General features: G+C 60.1%; 23 protein-coding genes and 2 pseudogenes. 13 read left to right on the top strand and 12 right to left on the bottom strand.

Going from position 1 to position 21,290, the window contains the following annotated elements; genetic code table 11:
* Positions 1–75: pseudogene (locus OP500_RS04385) on the top strand (IS6 family transposase); the annotation flags it as partial.
* Positions 76–152: 77 nt separating this feature from the next.
* Here the strand turns inward: OP500_RS04385 and OP500_RS04380 are convergent.
* Positions 153–428: pseudogene (locus OP500_RS04380) on the bottom strand (recombinase family protein); the annotation flags it as partial.
* A 125-nt stretch (positions 429–553) separates the two neighbouring features.
* Between OP500_RS04380 and OP500_RS04375 the strand changes: the two are divergent.
* Entirely contained in the window at positions 554–3,439 is a 2,886-nt protein-coding gene (locus tag OP500_RS04375) for a Tn3 family transposase (RefSeq protein ID WP_087851154.1), read from the top strand.
* Between the two features lie 78 nt (positions 3,440–3,517).
* On the opposite strand, the gene recR is transcribed toward OP500_RS04375, so the two are convergent.
* From recR to OP500_RS04355, 4 genes are all read right to left on the bottom strand, one after another.
* Positions 3,518–4,126 (bottom strand): recombination mediator RecR, encoded by a 609-nt coding sequence (gene recR, locus OP500_RS04370; protein WP_238747914.1) that lies wholly within the window; start codon positions 4,124–4,126, stop codon positions 3,518–3,520.
* A 127-nt stretch (positions 4,127–4,253) separates the two neighbouring features.
* The gene (dcd, locus tag OP500_RS04365; RefSeq protein WP_238747912.1) at positions 4,254–4,820 is read right to left on the bottom strand and encodes a dCTP deaminase; all 567 of its coding nucleotides are present in this window, start codon (positions 4,818–4,820) and stop codon (positions 4,254–4,256) included.
* An 82-nt stretch (positions 4,821–4,902) separates the two neighbouring features.
* On the bottom strand, positions 4,903–5,415 hold the full coding sequence (locus tag OP500_RS04360; RefSeq protein ID WP_274070298.1) for a hypothetical protein: 513 nt from the start codon (positions 5,413–5,415) through the stop codon (positions 4,903–4,905).
* A complete protein-coding gene (locus OP500_RS04355; RefSeq protein ID WP_274070297.1) occupies positions 5,408–6,715 on the bottom strand; it encodes a homoserine dehydrogenase in 1,308 nt (435 codons plus the stop codon). Before OP500_RS04355 ends, OP500_RS04360 begins: the two co-directional genes overlap by 8 nt.
* A 146-nt stretch (positions 6,716–6,861) precedes the next feature.
* Between OP500_RS04355 and OP500_RS04350 the strand changes: the two genes are divergently transcribed.
* From OP500_RS04350 to OP500_RS04335, 4 genes are all read left to right on the top strand, one after another.
* Positions 6,862–7,239, top strand: a complete 378-nt coding sequence (locus OP500_RS04350) for an Mth938-like domain-containing protein (RefSeq protein WP_274070296.1) — start codon at positions 6,862–6,864, stop codon at positions 7,237–7,239.
* A gap of 255 nt (positions 7,240–7,494) precedes the next feature.
* A complete protein-coding gene (locus OP500_RS04345; RefSeq protein WP_274070295.1) occupies positions 7,495–7,833 on the top strand; it encodes a hypothetical protein in 339 nt (112 codons plus the stop codon).
* Positions 7,834–7,868: 35 nt separating this feature from the next.
* Positions 7,869–8,297, top strand: coding sequence for a hypothetical protein (locus OP500_RS04340; protein WP_274070294.1), 429 nt, complete (start codon positions 7,869–7,871; stop codon positions 8,295–8,297).
* A 159-nt stretch (positions 8,298–8,456) separates the two neighbouring features.
* The gene (locus OP500_RS04335; protein WP_274070293.1) at positions 8,457–8,972 is read left to right on the top strand and encodes a hypothetical protein; all 516 of its coding nucleotides are present in this window, start codon (positions 8,457–8,459) and stop codon (positions 8,970–8,972) included.
* Positions 8,973–9,062: 90 nt separating this feature from the next.
* On the opposite strand, the gene OP500_RS04330 is transcribed toward OP500_RS04335, so the two are convergent.
* The 3 genes from OP500_RS04330 to rpe all read right to left on the bottom strand — a co-directional run bounded on the left by OP500_RS04330 (position 9,063) and on the right by rpe (position 11,776).
* Positions 9,063–10,316: a D-serine ammonia-lyase gene (locus OP500_RS04330; RefSeq protein ID WP_274070292.1), complete on the bottom strand. Its 1,254-nt coding sequence runs from the start codon at positions 10,314–10,316 to the stop codon at positions 9,063–9,065.
* A gap of 41 nt (positions 10,317–10,357) precedes the next feature.
* Entirely contained in the window at positions 10,358–11,014 is a 657-nt protein-coding gene (locus tag OP500_RS04325) for an esterase/lipase family protein (RefSeq protein ID WP_274070291.1), read from the bottom strand.
* 84 nt (positions 11,015–11,098) lie between these two features.
* The gene (rpe, locus tag OP500_RS04320) at positions 11,099–11,776 is read right to left on the bottom strand and encodes a ribulose-phosphate 3-epimerase (protein WP_274070290.1); all 678 of its coding nucleotides are present in this window, start codon (positions 11,774–11,776) and stop codon (positions 11,099–11,101) included.
* Between the two features lie 430 nt (positions 11,777–12,206).
* Here rpe and OP500_RS04315 point away from each other — a divergent pair, with 430 nt between their 5' ends.
* The 6 genes from OP500_RS04315 (at position 12,207) to OP500_RS04290 (ending at position 15,525) form a co-directional block, all read left to right on the top strand.
* Positions 12,207–12,605, top strand: coding sequence for a Spy/CpxP family protein refolding chaperone (locus OP500_RS04315; protein WP_238747890.1), 399 nt, complete (start codon positions 12,207–12,209; stop codon positions 12,603–12,605).
* Positions 12,606–12,774: 169 nt separating this feature from the next.
* Complete coding sequence (locus OP500_RS04310; protein ID WP_274070289.1) at positions 12,775–13,551, top strand: lysophospholipid acyltransferase family protein; 777 nt, start codon at positions 12,775–12,777, stop codon at positions 13,549–13,551.
* A gap of 29 nt (positions 13,552–13,580) precedes the next feature.
* Positions 13,581–14,054 (top strand): cyclic pyranopterin monophosphate synthase MoaC, encoded by a 474-nt coding sequence (moaC, locus tag OP500_RS04305; RefSeq protein ID WP_274070288.1) that lies wholly within the window; start codon positions 13,581–13,583, stop codon positions 14,052–14,054.
* Positions 14,038–14,292, top strand: a complete 255-nt coding sequence (locus OP500_RS04300; protein WP_274070287.1) for a MoaD/ThiS family protein — start codon at positions 14,038–14,040, stop codon at positions 14,290–14,292. The genes moaC and OP500_RS04300 overlap by 17 nt, the downstream gene beginning before the upstream one ends.
* Before the next feature lies 1 nt (position 14,293).
* Positions 14,294–14,728 (top strand): molybdenum cofactor biosynthesis protein MoaE, encoded by a 435-nt coding sequence (locus tag OP500_RS04295; RefSeq protein WP_274070286.1) that lies wholly within the window; start codon positions 14,294–14,296, stop codon positions 14,726–14,728.
* The gene (locus tag OP500_RS04290; protein WP_274070285.1) at positions 14,728–15,525 is read left to right on the top strand and encodes an NUDIX domain-containing protein; all 798 of its coding nucleotides are present in this window, start codon (positions 14,728–14,730) and stop codon (positions 15,523–15,525) included. The genes OP500_RS04295 and OP500_RS04290 overlap by 1 nt, the downstream gene beginning before the upstream one ends.
* 316 nt (positions 15,526–15,841) lie before the next feature.
* Here OP500_RS04290 and fabI read toward each other — a convergent pair whose 3' ends face one another.
* The 4 genes from fabI to OP500_RS04270 all read right to left on the bottom strand — a co-directional run bounded on the left by fabI (position 15,842) and on the right by OP500_RS04270 (position 19,274).
* Complete coding sequence (gene fabI, locus OP500_RS04285) at positions 15,842–16,624, bottom strand: enoyl-ACP reductase FabI (protein WP_274070284.1); 783 nt, start codon at positions 16,622–16,624, stop codon at positions 15,842–15,844.
* A 104-nt stretch (positions 16,625–16,728) separates the two neighbouring features.
* A complete protein-coding gene (locus tag OP500_RS04280; protein WP_274070283.1) occupies positions 16,729–17,994 on the bottom strand; it encodes a D-alanyl-D-alanine carboxypeptidase family protein in 1,266 nt (421 codons plus the stop codon).
* A 124-nt stretch (positions 17,995–18,118) separates the two neighbouring features.
* Entirely contained in the window at positions 18,119–18,778 is a 660-nt protein-coding gene (locus OP500_RS04275) for a hypothetical protein (RefSeq protein ID WP_274070282.1), read from the bottom strand.
* Between the two features lie 112 nt (positions 18,779–18,890).
* A complete protein-coding gene (locus OP500_RS04270; RefSeq protein WP_274070281.1) occupies positions 18,891–19,274 on the bottom strand; it encodes a hypothetical protein in 384 nt (127 codons plus the stop codon).
* 289 nt (positions 19,275–19,563) lie between these two features.
* Between OP500_RS04270 and ilvA the strand changes: the two genes are divergently transcribed.
* Positions 19,564–21,105, top strand: a complete 1,542-nt coding sequence (gene ilvA / locus OP500_RS04265) for a threonine ammonia-lyase, biosynthetic (RefSeq protein ID WP_274070280.1) — start codon at positions 19,564–19,566, stop codon at positions 21,103–21,105.
* The last annotated feature ends 185 nt before the right edge of the window (positions 21,106–21,290 follow it).

Genomic DNA, 21,290 nt, shown 5'->3' with positions numbered 1-21,290 from the left:
GGCCAGGCCTCAGCATTTTATTATGGTGATCCCCTGGGCGAAATGCGCCTGGTAAGCAGAGTTTTTGAAATGTAAGGCCTTTGAATAAGACAAAAGGCTGCCTCATCGCTAACTTTGCAACAGTGCCTCTGAGCGCCCTTTCCAGTCAGAACCCGCAGGCCGATCTTGCGGTCTGACAGCTCCTTCACCGTGTTGACCAGATGGGCAAGCGATCGTCCGAGGCGATCGAGCTTCCAGACCACCAGCACATCGCCGTCACGCAATGACTTGAGGCAGGCAGTCAAGCCAGGGCGATCATCACGACCGCCGGAAGCAAGATCATCATAGATATTGTCCCGTTCGACACCTGCGGCGCGCAAGGCGTCGTGCTGCAGGTCGAGAGACTGCGAGCCATCGGCTTTGGAGACGCGGGCATATCCGATCAGCATGTATCACAAACGTTGGTTTGAGGCGGCGCTTCGGCCACGATTGCATTGACCTCTGGAAATGTATCTCAACCAGCTTCATAAACAAAGCGTCTTGAACGCTATCAGATTTTGAAAAAGGAACATGTATGCCGCGTCGCGTCACTCTAACCGATCGGCAGAAAGACGCGCTGTTGCGCTTGCCGACTTCACAGACGGATTTGCTCAAGCACTATACGCTGAGTGATGAAGACTTTGGGCATATCAGGCTGCGTCGGCGCGCTCACAACAGGTTCGGCTTCGCCCTGCAATTGTGTGTCCTGCGCTATCCCGGCCGGGTGCTGGCTCCAGGCGAACTGATCCCTGCAGAGGTCATCGAATTTATCGGAGCGCAGCTTGGCCTGGGTGCCGACGATCTCGTAGACTATGCTGCCCGCGAGGAAACACGGCACGAGCATCTTGCCGAGTTACGGGGGCTCTACGGCTTCCGCACCTTCTCCGGACGTGGTGCGAGCGAGCTGAAGGAATGGTTGTTCCGAGAAGCCGAGATGGCGGTGTCGAACGAGGATATCGCCCGTCGCTTCGTAGCCGAGTGCCGACGCACCCGCACTGTCCTTCCCGCGACATCCACGATCGAGCGGCTTTGTGCCGCGGCTCTCGTCGATGCCGAGCGACGCATCGAGACGAGGATCGCCAGTCGGCTGCCTATGTCGATCCGAGAACAGTTGCTGGCATTGCTCGAGGAGACGGCTGATGATCGGGTGACCCGTTTTGTGTGGCTGCGCCAGTTCGAGCCTGGCTCGAACTCTTCGTCGGCCAACCGGCTGCTCGACCGGCTCGAATATCTGCAACGCATCGATCTCCCCGAGGATCTGCTTGCCGGCGTTCCTGCCCATCGGGTGACTCGTCTGCGCAGGCAGGGTGAACGGTATTATGCCGACGGCATGCGCGATCTCCCGGAGGACAGGCGGCTTGCGATCTTGGCTGTTTGCGTCTCGGAATGGCAGGCGATGTTGGCCGACGCAGTGGTCGAAACCCACGACCGGATCGTCGGCCGTCTCTACCGTGCTTCGGAGCGTATTTGCCATGCAAAGGTCGCAGACGAAGCGGGGGTGGTGCGTGACACCCTGAAATCCTTCGCCGAGATCGGGGGCGCCCTGGTCGATGCACAGGATGATGGCCAGCCGCTGGGCGATGTCATCGCGAGTGGGTCAGGGTGGGACGGCTTAAAAACCCTTGTTGCAATGGCAACCAGGCTGACCGCCACCATGGCCGACGATCCGCTCAATCATGTGCTCGACGGTTATCACCGCTTCCGCCGATACGCTCCACGCATGTTGCGCCTGCTCGATCTGCGAGCTGCGCCCGTTGCACTGCCGCTTCTGGAAGCGGTGACGGCCCTTCGTACCGGTTTGAACGATGCCGCGATGACCAGCTTCTTGCGGCCCAGCTCGAAATGGCATCGCCACCTTCGGGCCCAGAGGGCTGGCGACGCTCGCCTATGGGAGATCGCGGTGCTGTTCCATCTGCGCGATGCGTTCCGCTCCGGAGATGTCTGGCTTACTAGGTCCCGGCGCTATGGCGATCTGAAACACGCACTCGTTCCGGCACAATCCATCGCGGAAGGCGGTCGTCTCGCTGTGCCATTGCGGCCGGAGGAATGGCTGGCAGACCGGCAAGCTCGCCTCGACATGCGGTTGCGCGAGCTTGGCCGTGCCGCTCGCGCAGGCACGATCCCGGGCGGGTCGATTGAAAACGGCGTTCTGCATATCGAGAAACTCGAAGCCGCCGCGCCGACAGGCGCCGAAGATCTGGTGCTCGATCTCTACAAGCAGATCCCGCCCACGCGCATCACCGATCTCCTGCTGGAGGTGGATGCGGCGACCGGCTTCACCGAAGCGTTCACCCATCTGCGCACAGGAGCACCCTGCGCTGACCGGATCGGGCTAATGAACGTTATCTTGGCGGAAGGGATCAACCTCGGCTTGCGCAAAATGGCGGATGCGACAAACACCCACACCTTCTGGGAATTGATCCGCATTGGACGGTGGCATGTCGAGGGCGAAGCCTATGACCGGGCGCTGGCCATGGTGGTCGAGGCACAGGCAGCGTTACCCATGGCCCGGTTCTGGGGCATGGGCACGTCGGCTTCGAGCGACGGACAGTTCTTCGTCGCTACAGAGCAAGGTGAGGCCATGAACCTGGTCAACGCGAAATATGGCAATACCCCGGGCCTGAAAGCCTATAGCCACGTCTCCGACCAATATGCGCCGTTCGCAACCCAGGTGATTCCTGCAACGGCAAGCGAAGCGCCTTACATCCTCGATGGCCTGCTGATGAACGATGCTGGACGCCATATCCGCGAGCAGTTCACCGACACGGGCGGCTTCACCGATCACGTCTTTGCCGCATGTGCCATTCTCGGCTACCGGTTCGCTCCGCGCATCCGCGACCTGCCATCCAAACGGCTCTACGCGTTCAATCCGTCGGCCGCCCCGGCGCACCTGCGAGCGTTGATCGGCGGAAAGGTCAACCAAGCCATGATCGAGCGCAATTGGCCCGACATCCTGCGCATCGCCGCCACCATTGCTGCCGGGACCGTCGCGCCAAGCCAGATTCTGCGGAAACTCGCCTCCTATCCGCGGCAGAACGAGCTCGCGACAGCCCTGCGGGAAGTCGGTCGCGTCGAGCGCACCCTGTTCATGATCGACTGGATTCTGGATGCCGAACTCCAACGGCGTGCCCAGATCGGGCTCAACAAAGGCGAAGCTCATCATGCGCTGAAGCGGGCAATCAGCTTCCACCGCCGCGGTGAAATCCGCGACCGTTCCGCCGAAGGCCAGCATTACCGCATCGCCGGCATGAATCTGCTCGCCGCCATCATCATCTTCTGGAACACCATGAAGCTCGGCGAGGTCGTTGCAAACCAGAAACGCGATGGAAAGCTGCTATCGCCCGATCTCTTGGCCCATGTTTCGCCGCTCGGATGGGAACACATCAATCTCACCGGAGAATATCGCTGGCCAAAGCCTTAGCGTAGGATTCCGCCCCCTCCCGCAAACGACCCCTTTCAGGCTGCCTATTCTCTGCAGGCAGCCTGAAAAATATTGGCGTCAGTTGTCCTGAATTAGGCTGCGGCGGTACACCGCCTGCGCCAGCGTGCCGGCATCAACGTATTCAAGCTCGCTGCCCAGCGGCATGCCGCGGGCAAGACGGCTGACTTTGTAGGGCTGGTCTTTAAACAACTCGGCCAGCACATAGGCGGTGGCGTCGCCCTCGGCAGTAAAGGACGTGGCGATGATGATTTCCTCCACCGGCGAATCGGCGACGCGGGCGATTAGTTTGTCCAGCGCAATCGCTTTCAAATCCATATCCTGCGCGGGGCTGACCTGCCCCATCAGCACGAAATACAGGCCGTCGTGACAGCGCGCGGCTTCCATGCCGGCCACGTCGGCGGGCATGTGGACGATCATCAGGCGGCGCGGGTCGCGTTTTTCATCGGCGCAGATATGGCACAAACCGCCCTCGCAAAAGGTATTGCAGCTTGTGCAGTTATTGACCTGCTTGAGCGCGCAATCGAGCGCCTGCGCCAGCTCTTGGGCGCCGGCGCGGTTTTGCTGCAGCAGGGTGTAGGCCATGCGCTGGGCGGTTTTGGGGCCGACATTGGGCAGGATGCACAGCGCTTTAATCAGGCGGGAAAAGGCGTCGGGGGCGGGTTTCATGGGTGCTTATGCTTATCGGCGGCGGTTTTAGCTTCGCAGAAGCTCGTAAACTCGCTTTCAGGCTGCCTGAAACGGCAGAAACCTGCCGCAGTCGTAACGACGGGCAGGCAGGCGGGCAAAAACGGCATTAGGTTTTGGGCAGGGTAACGCCGGTTTGCCCCATGTATTTGCCGTTGCGGTCTTTATAGGACGTTTCGCAGACTTCGTCGCTCTCGAAAAACAGCACCTGCGCCACACCTTCGCCGGCGTAGATTTTGGCGGGCAGCGGCGTGGTGTTGGAAAACTCCAGGGTAACGTAGCCTTCCCATTCGGGCTCAAACGGCGTGACGTTCACAATAATCCCGCAGCGGGCGTAGGTGGATTTGCCCAGGCACACGGTGAGCACGTTGCGCGGGATGCGGAAATATTCCACCGTGCGCGCCAGGGCAAACGAGTTGGGCGGGATGATGCAGCAGTCGTCTTCCACGGTTACGAAGTTTTTCGGATCGAAATTTTTCGGATCGACGATGGTGCTGTTGATATTGGTGAAGATTTTGAATTCGTTGGCGCAGCGGATGTCGTAGCCGTAGCTGGATGTGCCGTAGGAAATGATTTTTTTGCCGTCGGCTTCTTTCACTTGGTTCGGCTCGAAGGGTTCAATCATACCGAACTCTTCGCTCATGCGGCGTATCCATTTGTCGGATTTGATGGACATGGTTTTCCTTGTTTTGACTGGGGCAGCCTGAAAACGGCAAAACGGCTTTTTCAGGCTGCCTGAAAGGGAAAGACGGCCGGATTTACGGGTGCAGGCCGTCCAGGCATTGTTGGTCGCGGCGGTTCCACTCTTTTTCGCCGCCGAGCAGATCGAGCTGCTGCTGCGGGTTGAGTTTGGGGAAAGACTGGATCTGCTCGCTGCTGAGCTTGTCCAGCGGCTCGCGCCACATGCACACACAGTATTGCTGCGCCAGCGCGCCGGAATCGTCTTTCAGGCTGCGTGCCTGCAGATCGGCCTGCCATTTGGGATGGCTGGGAACGTGCTGGATGCAGCTTTCCATAATGGCGTTTTGCGCGCGGGCTTTGCTCATGCCGCATTGGCTGAGCAGAAAGAAGCCGGCAAACAGCAGGGCGGTAATCCGCAGCCAGATAATCACGGTGCGGCGCTTTTTCGCCCGCAATAGCGCGGCTTCGTCTAGCTGCGGCGCGGCGGTTTCGCTTTTCAGGCTGCTTTGTCCGCCGTCTTCTGCCGCTTCGGCTACCGGATTTTTCAGGCTGCCTTCGTCTGTGGCGGTTTGTTTGTCCAGATCAGTCATTCAGGCTTTCCATGCGGATCATCACCACGGGGGCGGAGACGCTGGCTTCGGCTTCGATGCGTGGGATGGCTCGGCGGATGTTTTGCTCAATGGTGCTGTGGGTGAGAATGACGATTTCGGCCTGGTTATTATCGAGCACGCCTTTTTGAATCAGGGCTTCGATGGAGATGCCTTCGTCAGCCAGAATATTGGCGATGCTGCCGAGCACGCCGGCTTTATCGGCAGCCTGAACGCGCAGGTAGTAGCTGCTGGTGATTTCGTCCATCGACAGGAAATGCACTTCCTGCAGGCGGCCGGGCTGGAAAGCGAGATACGGCACGCGGTGGCCGCTGTCGGCCGAGAGCAGGCGGCTGATGTCGATAATATCGGCCACCACGGCGCTGGCGGTGGGCAGCGCGCCGGCACCGGCGCCGTAATACAGGGTTTCGCCGACCATATCGGCATTCACGCGCACGGCGTTCATCACGCCGTTTACATTGGCCAGCAGGCGGCATTCGGGCAACAGGGTCGGATGCACGCGCAATTCCACGCCTTTTTCGCTCAGGCGGGTGATGCCCAAGAGTTTGACGCGGTAGCCCAGCTCTTCGGCATAACGGATGTCGCGGGCATCGAGTTTGCTGATGCCTTCCAGATAGCAGGCGCCGAAATTCACCGGCGTGCCGAAAGCCAGCGCCGACATAATGGTGATTTTGTGGCCGGCATCATGGCCTTCGATATCGAAAGTGGGATCGGCTTCGGCATAGCCCAATTCCTGCGCCTGTTTGAGCACTTGGGCAAACGGGCTGCCTTTCTCGCGCATCTCGCTGAGAATGAAATTGCTGGTACCGTTGATGATGCCCATAATCGACTTGATTCGGTTGGCCGACATCCCTTCGCGCAGCGCTTTGATAATCGGGATGCCGCCGGCCACCGCCGCTTCAAACTGCACCATCACGTTTTTGCGGCCGGCCAGCGCAAAGATTTCGTTGCCGTATTCGGCGAGCAGTTTTTTGTTGGCGGTAACCACATGCTTGCCGTTTTCCACCGCTTCGAGCACCAAATCCTTGGCAATCTGGGTGCCGCCGAACAGTTCGACTACAATATCCACATCCGGATGGCGCACCAGTTCAAACGGATCGGCCACATACTGCGCATCGGGGCACACGCTGCGGGCTTTGGCTGCATCGCGCGAAGACACCATCGCCAGCCGCACTTCGCGGCCGAGACGGCGGCTGATTTCCGCCGCGTTTTTCTGCAGCACTTCGGCGGTACCGCTGCCCACCGTGCCCAAACCCAACAAACCGATCTTGATTGCTTGCATAACTGCTCCTGAATTGAAGTATCTTTGTGTGCTAGACTTCCCGCCGGCAAACGCCTGGAAAAGATCGCGCATTGATTTGTGAAAGCCGCGCGATACTACCCGATTTTACCTATCTTTGCATCTTCAATTTCCCCCATAGCACGCTTATGAACATCGAAGAAAGCTTGGGCGGCATCACCGCCGCCGGCGAACACAGCATCGAAATCGACGGCATCTCCCACCCCCTGCCCGCCGTAATTGCCGGCCGGCCGCAGGGTAGCGTCGAAACCGTATCCTTTATCTGCAGGCAGCCTGAAAAACAGGCGCAGGATTTGAACGAACAGTCTTTTCAGGCTGCTTTGGACGACGGCGCCGAAGTCATCATCGTTGGCACCGGTGCCAAGCAGCAGTTTCTGCCGCCGCGCACTGCCGCCGCGCTGGCCACGCACGGCGTCGGCCTGGAGTGCATGAGCACCGCCGCCGCCTGCCGTACCTTTATGCTGCTTACCGCCGAAGGCCGCCGCGTATGGGCGTGGTTGTGGTAGCGCCGTTTGCTGCTGTTAAAACAGCCAAAGCGTCGCCTTTCCCCTTTCAGGCAGCCTGAAAACTTTTGTAAAGAATACGGATGCTTTTTTTAAAAACGGCCGCCCTACCCCACATCCCGCAGGCGGCGGCGCGGCACAAACGCGCCGCCTGCACACTTTCAACACACCATCAGGAATTTTTCCCATGACCGAACTATCCCGCCAGCCCGTCGCCGACCGCGCCGAGTACAACGCCTTTTCCCCTCTGACTACTCTTTGAGCCAATACACCGCGCCCAAAACCAACTACACCAGCACCCAATTCGCCAAGCCCTACACCGGCGGCAAATTCAAAGTGCTGATGGTTGCTACCGACGAGCGCTATCTGCAAATGCAAAACGGCAAATTCTTCTCCACCGGCAACCACCCCGTGGAAACTCTGCTGCCGATGCTGCACATCCACAAAGCAGGCTTTGAAATCGACGTCGCCACCCTGTCGGGCAACCACGCCAAATTTGAAATGTGGGCGATGCCGAACGAAGACGCAGCCATCGCCGAAATCTACGCCGAATACCTGCCCAAGCTCGACAAACCGCGCGCCTTGCCGACATTTTAGACGAAGTAACCGCGCCCGATTCGCCCTATATCGCCGTGCTGATTCCCGGCGGGCATGGCGCGTTCAACAAGCTGCCCGAAAGCCGCGACATGCAGCGCCTGCTCGATTGGGCATTGGCAAACGACAAATTCATCATCACCCTATGCCACGGCCCCGCCGCGCTGGCTGCCGCATCCGTAGGCCGCGCCGACAGCAAATTCCCGTTTAAAGGCTACGAGCTGTGCGTGTTCCCCGACGCTTTGGACGAAGGCGCAAACCTCGACATCGGCTATATGCCGGGCAAACTGCCGTGGCTGCTCGCCAAACGCTTGGAAGAGCTGGGCATGGTGGTGAAAAACAGCAAAACCAGCATCGACGGCAGCGTCCACAAAGACCGCCTCCTGCTCACAGGCGACAGCCCCTTGGCGGGCAACGCGCTGGGTATTTTGGCCGCCGAAGAGCTGCTGAAAGCTGCTGGCGTATAAGCGCGATATTTTTCAAGCTGCCTGTAATAAGGCAGCCTGAAAAATATCTGTATCATTAGGACGTGCCGGCAATCGGTATTGCGGCGGTATTTTGGCAAAAACCGCTTTGCAAACTGCATACCGGCGCGTCCTAGCCATTTTCCGAGAGCAGCGAAAAACATGAAAAACCGATGGAGAGAAAAGTTTACTAAAGAAAATATCCTTGCTTATCTGCTTGCCTTCGGCGTAATGTTTTTATTGGGCGGTATCCGTAAGGCTTGGATAAATATCTTTTATAAAGAAGAAATAAAAATATCGAAAGCCAAACTTCAGGATGCAAACTCCGTGGTGGCATTTGTTGCCAAGGAATTGGGCAGCACAGAGTGGGGTATTGGTTCCTATGGCAGAAAAACAGCCACAGAATGGCGATATGGATATGGGGAAATAATTACCCCTTCATGCTCACCGCAAACCCTAGATAAAATTAATAGCGCCATGATTAAAAATGGTAGTTTTCATGTCAAACCACTGCTTAGCGAATATGAATATAAAAAAATGTTTTGCGTAAATAAAGATATATTGGTTATATTTTCCGATTACACAAGTTTGCACAAGTATTGCAAAATTGATGTTCAGCTGGAATGGAAAAGCCATTTAAGCTGCACCAAGTCCAAAGAAGGTTATTCCATTTATTAAGCCGGCCATCCCCAACGCATCCCGACAAAAAAGCAGCCTGAAAACGGCTTCCCATGGTTTTCAGGCTGCTTTTTGGGGTTTTGACTGCTTTCAGGCTGCCTCGCCCTCTTGCAGGTATTCGGCAAACACTTCGTCCGGCACCATGCTGCCGCCGGTGGCCCAGGCCAGGTGGGCGGCGTTGGCGACGTCGTCGAAATACGGCGTGCCGGCGAGCGCGGCGCAGGCGGACGGTTCGAGCTGCAGGCCTTCGCTGTGGCGGACGGTGCGCAGCAGGCGGAACAGTTCGGCATCGGGCACGGTGTAAAAGGCGTCGATGGAGCGCTGCATGGCGCGGCCGACAAAGCCGGATGCGCGGCCGACGGCCAGTCCGTCGGCGGCGGTGCGGTTGATCAGACCGATGTCGCTGACGGCGATTTCGTCGTGCAGGCCGGTATAGACGCCCAGCAGCATGCAGGGCGACTGTACCGGCTCGGCAAACACGCAGCGCACGGCGTCGCCGAAGGCGAGTTTCAGGCCGAAGGCAACGCCGCCGGGGCCGCCGCCGACGCCGCAGGGCAGATAGACATACAGCGGATGTTCGGCATCGACGCGCAATCCCTGTTCGGCGCATTGTGCTTTGAGCCGTTCGCCGGCAACGGCGTAGCCGAGAAACAGGTGACGCGAGTTTTCGTCATCGACAAAATAGGCGTAGGGGTCTTGCTCAGCCTGGACACGGCCGGCGGCAACCGCTTCGCCGTAGTCGCCGGCGTATTCGTAAACGCTGACGCCGTTGGCGCGCAGTTTGTCTTTTTTCCATTGGCGCGCGTCGGCGGACATGTGCACGGCAGCCTGAAAGCCGAGTTTGGCGGCCATAATGCCGATGGAAAGCCCCAAATTGCCGGTAGAGCCGACGGCTACGGTGTAGCGGCGGAAAAACTGCCGCACTTCTTCGCTGTCGAGCTTGGCGTAGTTATCGCCCTCGCGCAGCAGGCCGTGCTGCAGCGCCAGCGCTTCGGCATGCTGCAGCACTTCGTAGATGCCGCCGCGCGCTTTGATCGAGCCGGAAACCGGCAGTTCGCTGTCGGCCTTAATCCACAAATCGCGCTTGAGATGCAGCGCTTCCTGCAATTTGGGCGTGCGGTAGAGCGGGCTTTCGATCAGGCCATCGGCTGCGGCGGTGGCGGGAAACACGGCGCGGATATAGGGGGCAAAACGCTGCAGCCGCGCGGCGGCATCGGCCACGTCGGCGGCGCTCAGGCCGACATCAGCGAGCGCCTGGGCGGCGGGGGCGGTGTTCGGATTGCGCCACAGCACGGGTTCGGCGGCGGCCAGTTGGCGGATCAGGGGGTCTTGGCGGTTGAGCATGGACGGCTCCTAAGGACTATGGATAGGCGGGGCGGATGTTTTCAGGCTGCTTTGTGCTTTAAGCGCTCATGGTCGAAACGGCCACTGCGCAAAAAGGCGGCGGTTTGGGCGGCGGCTTCTTTGTCGGCAATCATCGCAGTATGAGAAACCGGCAGCACGATGTGGTCGGCCATGCCCGGGCAATGGGTTTCGGCGCACAGCACGGTGCCGTCGTTTTCGCCTTCCAGTCCGACCAGATGGCCGATGCCCAGCGGCCGGTTGCCGGCAATGCTGCCCAGCTCGATGCCTGCCGGCAGCGATGGCAGATTGCCGTCAAGCAAATCGTGGTAGGCGCGACCGAGCAGAGGCACGCCGACATGACGTGCTCGGATGGCGGCGGCGGTGGCGCTGCCCTGGTGCGGCGTGCCGAGCGTAACGATGCGGCCGCGCACCAAATCCGGCCGCGCGGCGGCAAAATGGCGCAGCACCAGCCCGCCCAGGCTGTGGCCGACAAAGTGCAGCGGCTCGTCGGGATGTAGACTGAAAAATGCTTCCGTGCGCTCGGCCAGCGCATCGCAGTGGTGGCGGTAGTCCTGCCAGACGCTGTAATAGCCGAAAGTGGCGGTGCTGTAGGCGTAGCGGCGCAGCAGTAGGGCAAAAGGCAGCATGGTCCAAGCGTGCATATGGATGCCGTGCAGCAGCAGAATGTGGCCGTTCATGGCGTGCTCCTTGTTTTGGGATTTTCAGGCTGCTTTGGTTTTTCAGGCAGCCTGAAAAACGGAAAAGTTATCCGGTCATGCCGGTTATACCGCCGCCAGCTCGCGGCGCATGGCGGCGATTTCAACGGCGTAGTCTGCGGCGCCGAAAATGGCGGAACCGGCGACAAAGGTATCGGCGCCGGCGGCGGCGGCGGCGGCGATGTTGGCGGTTTTGATGCCGCCGTCCACTTCCAGCGCGATGCAGCGGCCGCTGTGCGCCTGATAAGCATCGAGCATGGCGCGCACTTGGCGCAGTTTGTCGAGCGTATGCGGGATAAAGGCCTGGCCGCCGAAGCCGGGGTTTACCGACATCAGCAGCACCATGTCGAGCTTGTCGAAAACATGCTCCAACACCTGCGGCGGCGTGGCGGGATTAAGCACCAGCCCGGCTTGGCGGCCGGCGTTTTTAATCAGCGCCAGACTGCGGTCGATGTGGCGGCTGGCTTCGGGGTGGAAGGTGATGATGTCGGCACCGGCGCCGATAAAGGCTTCGATCAGCGCGTCCACCGGCTCGACCATCAGATGCACGTCCACCGGCACGCTGGCGTAGGGCTTGATGGCGGCGCAGACCATCGGCCCGAAGGTGAGATTGGGCACGTAATGGTTGTCCATCACGTCGAAATGGATCAAATCGGCGCCGGCGGCGCATACGGCGCGCACTTCTTCGCCCAGGCGGGCAAAATCGGCGGCAAGAATGCTGGGGGCGATGCGGTAGCGGGTCATGCGGTGTGTCCTGTGTGGTTTTCGGATGCGGTAAAGTTATGTAAGCTCTGGGGCGCGTCGGCAATCAACATTTTGGCAGCTTTTACGTCCTAAAACGGCATCTGCTGCGTTAAAAATACTTGCCTATGGGCGGCATAGGCTCGCATTTTTGCCTTCCATCTGCCGTTTCATGCCGCAAAATCTGCTTCAAAAGTCGGATGCCAACGCGCCCTAGCATACCCAGTTCGCCCTACGGCGGCAACCGCGGCACGCCGGCGGCGGCAGGCACGTGCCTGCGGAACAATGCGGCGCACCAAGCGCCTGCAATCGGCATTTTATTTGCCCGTGTGCGGATTTGGGCATAGAATATGCCGCACTTGCGGCTGACCAATTATCACACGCACATGCCGCTTTGCCGTTTGCAAAGGTTTAATAAAATACAGGCTGATCCATGCTTTTTCGATTCGCTCCTTTCTGCCGCCTGCTGGCGGTCGGTGTTTTTCTGCTGCTGCCGCATGCTGCCTTTGCCGCGGACATCCGCCCCAACTGCAACCTGCGCATTCTCAAGCTCAGCAGCCAGCAGATGTCCGAGATGCAGGGTCTGCGTAAGCGCTACAAATCGGCGCTCGGGCGCATCAGCCGCGACAGCCGCCACAACCACCAAGTGCCTTTGGTGCCGCTGTTTGAAAAAAACACTTTCGATGTCCATCACGCCCAGCGCATCGCCCAGGCGCGCTATGAAACCGATATCCAAAACACCGTGGCCGAACTGCAGTTTTACCACGAGTTTTTCCAGCTTTTGAATCCCGAGCAGCAGGCCATCTGGCTTAAGCTGTGCCTGCAGCCCTAAAACACCGTTTTGCGCTTTTCAGGCTGCCTGATTCCGTTTCAGGCAGCCTGAAAACTTTTGCCCGCGCCGCCGCTATCGCCGGCATAGCCTTTGCCGGCGGCGGCGCACTTGCCAGCGGCAGGCAAAGCCTGCATCATGCGCACTTTTTGCTCTCCGCCCGATTGTCTGCATGGCTGCCAAAACCCGCTTCTTTACCCGTTTTATCCGCATTTTCCGCCTGATCGGCTGGTTTTTCGCCACCGCCGCCCGCCTGCGCCGGCTGGATGGTTTTACCCTGGCCGAGCGCAACCGCATTCTGCGCGATGCCAGCGCGCGATGCCTGCAGCTGCTCAATGTGCGCGTCGATGCGCCCAATCCGCCGCCCGAATATTCAGGCAGCCTGCTGGTTACGCCCAACCATATCTCGTGGCTGGATATTTTCGTGGTCAGCCTGTTTTATCCGTCGAGCTTTATCGCTATGAAAGAGCTGGCCGGCTGGCCGCTGATCGGCGCGGCGGTGCGCAACGCCGGCACGGTGTTTATCGACCGCAGCAACCGCAAAGACATCGACCCCATCACCGCCGCCATGAGCGAGACGCTCAAAGCCGGCGGCAACGTCTGCTTTTTCCCCGAAGCGCGCACGTCTTTGGGCAACGGCGTGCTGCCGCTCAAAGCCGCGCTGTTTCAGGCTGCCATCAACAGCGGCTGCGCGGTGCAGCCGGTGGCGATGCGCTATTACGCCGACGGCCGCCGCACCGAAGCGGTTTCCTTTGCCCACGTCGGCCTGATCCGCTCGCTGTGGCAGGTGGTGTCGCTGCCGGAAATCCGCGTCAGCGTCGATATTCCGCCGCCACTGCTGCCGCAGGAAGTGCAGCATAAAGACCGTTTTGAAATCAAAGAAAGCGTTCAGGCCTATCTGAGCGCGCAGGTGCTGGCCGACAGTCCCGCGCCCGATCGCCTGCTGTAAGCATTCCCACCGTTTTAGAAAGGAAAGCCATGTCGCTTACCCATTTGGACGAACAAGGCAAAAGCCGTATGGTCGATGTCGGCGACAAAGCCGTAACCCGCCGCGTGGCCCAAGCCGGTGCGCGGGTGCTGTTCCCGCCGCAGACCTATGCTGCAATTCAGGCTGCCAACGGCCAAACCGCCAAAGGCGCGATTACCGAAGTTGCCCGCATCGCCGGCATTATGGCCGCCAAGAATACCGCCGCGCTGATTCCGATGTGCCACCCGATGATGCTCGAGCGCTGCAAGCTGGAGCTCGAATACGACGACGCCACCTACAGCCTGAACATCACCGCCGAAGTGGCCGTTACCCACAAAACCGGCGTCGAAATGGAAGCGCTCACCGCCGTAACCGTAGCCGCGCTTACCGTGTACGATATGACCAAGGCGCTCAGCCACGACATCGAAATCCAAGACGTGCGCCTGCTGCACAAATCCGGAGGCAAACATGACTTCAGCCGCTGAAATCCAAGTGCTCTACTTCGCCGCCCTGCGCGAAGCGGCCGGTCGCGAAAGCGAAACCGTTGTTCTGAATAACGGCGAAACCGCCGCCGTCGTATATCAGCGCCTGGCCGCACAATACGGCTTCGCCCTACCCCAAGAGCGCCTGCGCTGCGCCGTCAACCACCAGTTTGCCGCTTGGGATACCGCGCTGAAAGCCGGCGACATCCTGGCCTTTATCCCGCCGGTGGCAGGAGGCTGAAATGTTTGATCTGACCGAATCCGCCATCGACGCCGCCGCCCTGCGCGCGCGGCTGCTGGGTAACGAAAACTGCGGCGCCTTCAACTGCTTCGAGGGCTGGGTGCGCCGCCAAAACGAAGGCAGCCGCGTCGAATATCTGGTGTACAGCGCCTACCGCGAGCTGGCACTCAACGCCGGCAACGAAGTGATTGCCGAAGCCAAACGCCGCTTTGCCATCGCCGATGCCGTTTGCGTGCACCGCTACGGCCGTTTGGAAGTGGGCGAGATGGCGGTGTGGGTGGGCGTCGCCGCCGGCCACCGCGACGCCGGTTTTGCCGCCTGCCGCTTTATTATCGACACCGTCAAAGCCCAGGTGCCGATTTGGAAGGAAGAGTTTTACAGCGGCAAAAGCGAAAGCACCTGGCTGGCCAATCCCGAATCGCACGGAGCGCCGTAATGGCAGACATTCCCGAAATCCGCGTGGCCGCCGGCATAGTCGAAAACGATGCCGGCGAGTTTCTGCTGTCGTCCCGCCCCGAGGGTAAGCCCTACGCCGGCTACTGGGAATTTGCCGGCGGCAAAATCGAAGCCGGCGAAACGCCGCTGCAGGCGCTCAAGCGCGAGTTTGCCGAAGAGCTGGGCATCGAAATCCTTCACGCCCGCCCGTGGCTGGCCAAAACCCACCGCTACGAACACGCGCTGGTGAACCTGTATTTTTTCCGCATTGCGTCCGAGGGCTGGCGCGGGCAGCCTGAAGCCCGCGAAGGCCAGCGCTGGGCATGGCAGCAGGCCGGCCGCTATACCGTCGAACCGATGCTGCCCGCCAATCAGGCGCTGTTGGCTGCGCTGGCCATCCCACCGCAGCTTTTCGGCAGCCTGAAAACCGGGTTTTCAGGCTGCCACGGCGGGCAGGAATACCGCGTCGTTCCCTATCGTTTATCATCGGACGCCCATGCCAATATCGTGCTCGATTATGCCGAACTGCAAACGCTCGGCCGGCTGCCCGCAGGTAAAAGCGTATGGGTCGGCGTCTCCAGCCTTGCCGAATTTCAGGCTGCCCAAGATGCCGACGTGCTGCTGTGGCGCGTCGATAACGACAACGCTGCCGCCGCCCTAAACGCCTGCCTGCAAAACGGCACATCCCTGCCGCTTCTGGCCTATGCCGATAACAGCCTGTGGCAGCGCCACGGCGCAAGCTGGCTGGCGCAGGGGCTGCACGGCTGGGTGCGGCAAGAGGAAAACGAACCAGCCTGAAGCAAAGCCGCACCATCCCAAGCAGCCTGAAAGCCGTCTGAAAGCCGTTTTTGGCTTTTCAGGCTGCCTGAAAAAACCCTTTTCCCGCGCAAGAGCAATGGCGGGAAAAGGGTTTGCTGTTTTTCAGGCTGCTTTTGGTTTCGGGTTCCTGCTATTTTAAGGCTTGGATAGGACAAGGCAGCCTGAAAAAAAATCGGGTGGACGCGGAATCGGTACTTTCAGGCTGCCCCAAAGTTTTCAGGCTGCCCGAGAAGCCGTTGAAGCGGTGCGGACAGCCTGAAAAAGGCGGCGGCGTTTAAGCTGCCTGAAGGCGGGTTTAGCTTTCGTTGAGCGCGTTGATGCTGTAACCGCCGTCGACATAGGTGATTTCGCCGGTGATGCCGGAGGCCAGATCGGAGAGCAGGAAGGCGGCGGCGGTGCCGACTTCGTCGGCGGTTACGTTGCGGCGCAGCGGGTTTTGTTCGGCAACGTGTCCGAGCAGGCGGCCGAAGTCGGCGATGCCGGCGGCGGCGAGGGTTTTGATCGGGCCGGCGGAAATGCCGTTGCAGCGGATGCCTTCTTTACCGAGGCAGGACGCGGTGAAGCGGATGCCGGCTTCCAGGCTGGCTTTGGCCATGCCCATTACGTTGTAGTTGGGAATCGCGCGCACGGCGCCCAGGTAGGAGAGTGCGACGATGGAGGCTTTGCGCCCCTGCATCATCGGGCGGGCGGCTTTGGCCAGCGCCGGCAGGCTGTAGGCGGAGATTTCGTGGGCGGTGTTGAAGGCTTCGCGGCTGATGCTATCGAGAAAATCTCCGGACAGCGCTTCTTTGGGGGCGAAGGCGATGGCGTGAACCAGGCCGTCGAGGCCGTCCCACGACTGGCCCAAATCGGCGAACACGCGGGCGATTTCTTCGTCGTTTTGCACGTCGCAGCGGAACACCAGCTTGGAGCCGAAGCCTTCGGCCAGCTTGCGCACGCGGTCTTCGAGTTTGTCCACCACATAGGTAAACGCCAGCTCGGCGCCCTGCTCGTGGCAGGCTTTGGCGATGCCGTAGGCGATGGAGCGGTCGGAAATCATGCCGGTGATGAGGATTTTCTTGCCTTGTAAAAAGCCCATGTTTGCTGTCCTTTAAGTGTGGAGATTGAACCGCGCGCACTGCGGCGGCGGTAAAAAGCGGCGCATTATAACGGGATTTCGCCTTTCAGGCAGCCTGAAAGGCGCTATGAGAAGAGCTGCTTGATGCGCCCCCAAAAGCCGGCCTGCGGCATGGCGGCAACCACAACCAGCGGCCGCTCGGCCAAGACGCGGCTGCCGGATTTGAGCCGCAACGTGCCCAGCGGCTGCCCTTTGTCCAGAGGGGCGGCGAGCGGCCGGCGGCTTTCGATTTCGATTTTGACACCGTCGCGGCTGCGCGGGATGCTCAGGTACAAATCCTGCTCGAAGCCGGCGGACACGGCGGGAGCGGCACCGCCGGACACCGGAATATCGGCCGCTTTTTCGCCGGCACGGTACAGCAGCACGGTATCGAATTCCTGCAGCGCGTAGTTTAAGAGCTTGCTGCTTTCGGTGGCGCGCGCTTCGGGGCTGGCGGCGCCGGCCACCAGCGCCACCACGCGGCGGCCGTTGCGTTTGCTCGAAGCGATCAGATGGTAGCCGGCGCTGCCGCCGTAGCCGCCGGCAATGCCGTCCACCGCGGGATCGCGAAACAAGAGCAGGTTGCGGTTGGGCTGGGTGATGCCGTTGTAGGTAAAGGATTTGACCGAGTAAATCTGGTAATACTGCGGCGGGAAGTCGCGCATCAGCGCTGCGGCGAGTATCAGCAGGTCTTTGGCGCTGCTCAAGTGCTGCTCGCCGTGCAGACCGGTGCTGTTTTCAAAACGGGTCTGCGCCATGCCCAGCCGCTTGGCTTCGGCATTCATCATTTCGACAAACTGCTCTTCGCTGCCGGCCACCGCTTCGGCCAGCGCCACCGCCGCATCGTTGCTCTGCTGCACCACCAGCCCTTTAACCAGATCGGCAATGCTCACCTGCGAATCTTTCAGCAGTAGCATCCGCGGGCCGTCGGTGCCCCAGCTGCGTGCGGACACGGTAACCGTCTGCTCCGGTTTCAGGCTGCCTTCCTGCAGCGCTTTGAAGACCAGATAAGCGGTCATCAGCTTGGTGAGCGAAGCCGGCTCGATCGGCGTTTCCCAGTTTTTTTCCGCCAGCACCTGCCCGCTTTGCAAATCCTGCACCGCATAGGCGGTGGCAGCGATTTCCGGCAAGGGCTGTGGCCGGTGGACGGCTGGGGCGGCGAGGCTCGGCGCAGCAGCGGATGTGGCAGGCGGTGCCGTTTCAGACGCAGCCGGCGCGGATGCAGCAGGGGCAGAAGCCGTCGGCGCGGCTTGGGGGCGGATTTTCTGCTTTACCCGCGGCGCGGCGGCGGCAGGCAGCGCCAGCGCGCCGGCAAGGGCGGCAAGCAGTAGGAGATTCAGGGTTCGGGACATGCTTGGCACGGGCTGGGACTTACGGATTCTGTCGGTTTTAATCATGGCTTCGGAAACGGTTTAAACGGGTATAGGCAGCCTGAAAACGGAAAACGGGCTTTCAGGCTGCCTTGGCCGTGCGGCCTTATTCGGCGCAGGCTTGAGTAGTTGCTTCGTAGCGTTTTTGCTCGCGGGAAAAATTTTTGTCTGCGGAGAAAGAGGGGTGGGTTCCGGGCTCGAACCGGTGTGCGATTTCGGCAAGGGTGCGGCGGCAGGCGGCTTTGTCACCGGTGTGCAGATAGCTGTCGGCCAGATCGTTGTAGATTTTGATTTGGGAGTTGCCGGTGGCGAAGCGGCCGCATTGTTCGACGTATTGTTTTTTGATTTCCAGGGCTTCGGGGTGGCGTTGGGCGCGGTAGGCAGCCTGAAAATGCTGCTCGGCAGCCCGGCTGCCTTGGGGGGTGCACAGGGCGGGGATGGCGGTATATGTAGCTTTGAAGCTGCCATCCTCGCCGCAGTAGCGGCTGCATTCGCCCTCGGGGGTGACGGTGAGCTTTTCTTGGTTTTTGCCGCCGAATGCGAAGCGGACGACGCAGCCTTTGCCGTCGTTCCAGCTGCCGTTTTTGATGCGGCCTTCGAGTTTGCATTGGCCGCGGTAGATGTCGCGGATGGATACCAGCCTGAAGCGGCTACCTTGGATGTCGACCCTGCCGGTGATGCCGTCGTCGATATCGACGGCGTACTGCCGGGCGGCGGCGCTGGCGGCAAGGGTGCAGAGAAGAGCGGCGAAGAGGTGTTTTTTCATGTGGGGAGTTTCTTGGTTTGCGGAACCGGATTACAGGTGGCTTGCGGCAGCGTTACGCTTTCAGGCTGCCCGAAAACCTGTGCTCTCGGGCAGCCTGAAAAAACAAACGGCTTTAGCGTTTGTGGCTGCGCAGTTTGCGCTCTTTGGCAGAGGGCGGTTCAACAGCATCTTCTTCGCCGGCGCCGCCCCACAGCTCGCCAATCACATCGGTTTTCCTGTCGAGCAGCATAAACGGGCGGTTCCACATTTCATGCAGGTCGATTTTGGGGAAAGGCTGGTCGTCAAGCCACAGCATAATAATCCACGGCAAAAAGAAAGCGGCAAACACCCACACGCCGATAAACAGGCCGAAAAACGGCTGCTTGAACCACCAGCCGGCGGCAATGCAAAACACCAGCGCGCTGGCGATCATGGCTTGGAGCCATTGTTTGGAATCCAGCAGTTTCAGGCAGGCGAAACCGATGGCAACCGGCAAAACGATCAACAGAAACAACATGGCTGATTTCCTTTCGTCTCAAGTTTCAAATAGGCAGCCTGAAAGCCCGATTCAAACTTTGGCTCAAACACTTTCGCAGCAGCCGCCGGGAAAACGAGCCGCGATTATAGCCCAAGAAGCGCTTTGGCGTCTGCGCCGGCGCCGCTGCAGCTCCGTCTTTCAGGCTGCTTGGCGGCGCAGGCAGCCTGAAAGTGTGGCGCGGCGGTCAAACGGCGGCGGCAAGACTTGCGCCGAAGCGGCGGCGGCGGTAAGGTTGCGCCTTTTTTTGCCAAGCGCCGAAACAGCCGATATGAACATCAACCACTACCCCCAATACGCCGATTATCTGATCCGCATCCTGACCGCCGCGGTGTACGACGCCGCAGTCGAAACCCCGCTTGAAACCGCCGCCAACCTGTCGCGGCGCACCGGCAACACCATCCTGCTCAAGCGCGAAGATTTGCAGCCAGTGTTTTCCTTCAAAATCCGCGGCGCCTACAACAAAATGGCCAAGCTGCCGCCCGAAGCGCTGCAAAAAGGCGTGATCGCCGCCAGCGCCGGCAACCACGCGCAAGGGGTGGCGATGTCGGCGCAGCAGCTCGGCTGCCAGGCCACCATCGTGATGCCGGAAACCTCGCCGCAGATCAAAATCGACGCCGTGCGCGCCCGCGGCGGCGAAGTGGTGCTGGCCGGCGTCTCCTACAGCGATGCCTACGAGCACGCCATGAAGCTGGTGGCCGAAAGCGGCAAAACCTATATCCCGCCTTTTGACGATCCCGATGTGATCGCCGGCCAGGGCACGGTGGGCATGGAAATCGTCCGCCAGCATCCCAAGCATCTGGATGCGGTATTCGTGCCCATCGGCGGCGGCGGGCTGGCGGCCGGCGTGGCAGCCTTTATCAAACAGGTTCGCCCCGAAATCAAAGTGATCGGCGTGCAGACCAACGATTCCTGCGCGATGAAAGTTTCCGTGGCCGCCGGCGAGCGCGTGGCGCTCAAAGACGTCGGCCTGTTTGCCGACGGCACCGCCGTCAAGCTGGTGGGCGAAGAGACTTTCCGCATGTGCCGCGATCTGTTGGACGACATCATCACCGTCGATACCGATGCCGTGTGCAGCGCGCTCAAAGATATTTTTGACGATACCCGCAGCATTTGCGAGCCCTCCGGCGCGCTGGCGCTGGCGGGGCTCAAAGCCTATATCGCCCGCAACGGCGTGCACGGCCAGACCCTTGCCGCCATTACCAGCGGCGCCAATATCAATTTCCACCGCCTGCGCCACGTTTCCGAGCGCAGCGAATTGAGCGAAGGCAACGAAGCGATTTTCGCCGTTTCCATTCCCGAGCGCCCCGGCAGCTTCCGCGAATTCATCAAAGTGCTCGGCTCGCGCAACATCACCGAATTCAACTACCGCTACGGCGATCCCGAAGTCGCGCATATTTTCGTCGGCATTCAGGCTGCCGGCGCTGCCGACATCGCCCGCATCAGCAGCGAGCTGTCCGCCGCCAATCTACCCAATATCGATTTGAGCGACGACGAAATGGCCAAAGTCCACCTGCGCTATATGGTCGGCGGCCGCACCCGCAACGTTGCCAACGAGCGGCTGATCAGTTTCGAGTTTCCCGAGCGCCCCGGCGCGCTTGCCCGCTTTCTCGACCAGCTGCAAACCGGCTGGAACATCAGCCTGTTCCACTACCGCAACCACGGCGCCGACTATGGGCGGATACTGGTCGCCATCGACGTTCCGCCCGCCGATGCCCAGGCTTTCGATGCCTTTCTCGAGCAGCTCGGTTATGTTTACGAAGAGCAAACCGACAACGCCGCCTACCGGCTGTTTCTAGCCGGCGGCAAATAACACCCGCCACGGCAGCGGCAGCTTTCAGGCTGCCCGCCGTTAAGCAGCCTGAAAGCGCAAAAAAGCAGCCTGAAAAGTTTTCAGGCTGCTTTTTTGTGCCGGGTTTCTGAAGCCCGCCGCGAAAAATCCACCGCATTCCTGCGAAAAATCCCAATTTTATTTATTGCACTCTGTGCAACATCATT

The organism is Kingella sp. SNUBH-2017, from assembly GCF_028680565.1.
Classification (GTDB): domain Bacteria; phylum Pseudomonadota; class Gammaproteobacteria; order Burkholderiales; family Neisseriaceae; genus Kingella_D; species Kingella_D pumchi.
The sequence above is the reverse complement of the archived record's forward strand: the minus strand, read 5'-3'. Positions and strand labels throughout refer to the sequence as shown.